The sequence below is a fragment of the Nonomuraea sp. NPDC049141 genome (genome assembly GCF_040648415.1).
Classification (GTDB): Bacteria; Actinomycetota; Actinomycetes; order Streptosporangiales; family Streptosporangiaceae; genus Nonomuraea.
The window spans coordinates 1-1430 of the sequence record NZ_JBEZDR010000217.1 but is presented as its reverse complement, the minus strand read 5'-3'; the positions used below and the strand labels follow the sequence as shown (position 1 = coordinate 1430).

The following is a 1430-nucleotide window of genomic DNA, read 5'->3' as shown; positions in this document are numbered from 1 at the left end:
GTCGTTGAACGCGGCGATGGCCCGGTCGTCGGCGTTCTGCGGGGCGATCACCCGGCCCCCGCGCAGCACGTTGTCGACCGCGATCACCCCGCCGGGGCGCATCCGGGGCACCAGTTCCGCCCAGTAGATCGGATAGCCGGTCTTGTCGGCGTCGATGAACGCGAAGTCCAGGTGCCGCTCGTGGGGCAGTTCGCGCAGCGTGTCGCCGGCCGGGCCGATGCGTAGCTCGATGCGGTCGTCCACGCCGGCGCGGGCCCAGTAGCGCCGGGCGATCCCGGTGAACTCCTCCGAGATGTCGAAGCAGGTCAGCCGCCCGCCCTCGGGCAGCCCTCGGGCGATGGCCAGCGACGAGAGGCCGGTGAACGTGCCCACCTCGACGGCGTGTCGTACCCCCAGCAGCCGGGTGAGGAAGGTCAGGAAGGCGGCCTGCTCCGGCGCGACCTGCATCTGCGCGTCGTTCGGCAGGGCCGCGAGGGTCTCCTCGGCCAGGTCCCGCATGATCTCGTCCGGCGGCGCACCGCGCGAGACCAGGTACGCGTGCAGTTCCGAGGTGAGCGGGATCGACTTGGTGGTCATCGAAAACCTCCGTGGAAACCCCTGGCTTTAGCCGTGGGAGCAAACGGAACTCTTGCAGGTCGGGACAGGAAAGGCCGATCCGCGCCAAGGCGGATGGGTGTCCACCCACATGTCACCGTAAAGCTTACTGGCTATCTTGCTAGGTTGTGAGCCATGGCCAGGGCTGTGAAACGGGCGTTCAGGTTCCGCTTCTACCCGAGCTCCGAGCAGGCTTGCGAGCTTGCCCGCACGTTCGGGTGTGTCCGGCTGGTCTACAACATGGGGTTGCAGGCCCGCACCGAGGCGTGGACGCTGCGCCAAGAACGGGTGAACTACAACGCGACGTCGTCGATGCTGACCGCGTGGAAGAAAACTGACGACCTGGCGTTCCTCAACGAGGTGTCGGCCGTGCCGTTGCAGCAGGCCCTGCGGCACCTGCAATTCGCGTTCACCAACTTCTTCGCCAAACGAGCCCGGTACCCGAGCTTCAAGAGCAAGAAGAAGTCGCGCCGGTCGGCGGAGTACACCACCAGCGGGTTCCGCTACCGCGACGGCCGGCTCACCCTGGCGAAGATGGCCGAGCCGCTGAACATTGTGTGGTCCCGGCCGCTTCCCGAGGGCGCGAAGCCGTCCACGGTGACCGTGTCGCAGGACGCGGCCGGTCGCTGGTTCGTGTCGCTGCTGTGCGACGACCGGATCGAGCAGGCTCCGGCGCCGAGCCCGGCCGTCGGGGTCGATGCCGGCCTGGACAGCCTGCTCACGCTGTCCACCGGTGAGAAAGTCGTCAACCCGAAGCATGAGCGCCGCGACCGGGCCGCACTCGCCAAGGCGCAGCGGAACCTGGCCAAGAAGGAGACGGGCTCCGCGAACCGGGC

Annotated in this window: 2 protein-coding genes; one reads left to right on the top strand and one right to left on the bottom strand. The window is 68.0% G+C overall.

Annotated elements, in window-relative coordinates; genetic code table 11:
• Window positions 1-576, bottom strand: a 576-nt coding sequence (locus AB0B91_RS65970) for an O-methyltransferase (RefSeq protein WP_358343218.1), incomplete at its 3' end; no start/stop codon positions are given.
• A gap of 153 nt (window positions 577-729) precedes the next feature.
• Between AB0B91_RS65970 and AB0B91_RS65965 the strand changes: the two genes are divergently transcribed.
• On the top strand, window positions 730-1430 hold a 701-nt coding region (locus AB0B91_RS65965), incomplete at its 3' end, for a transposase (protein WP_358343217.1).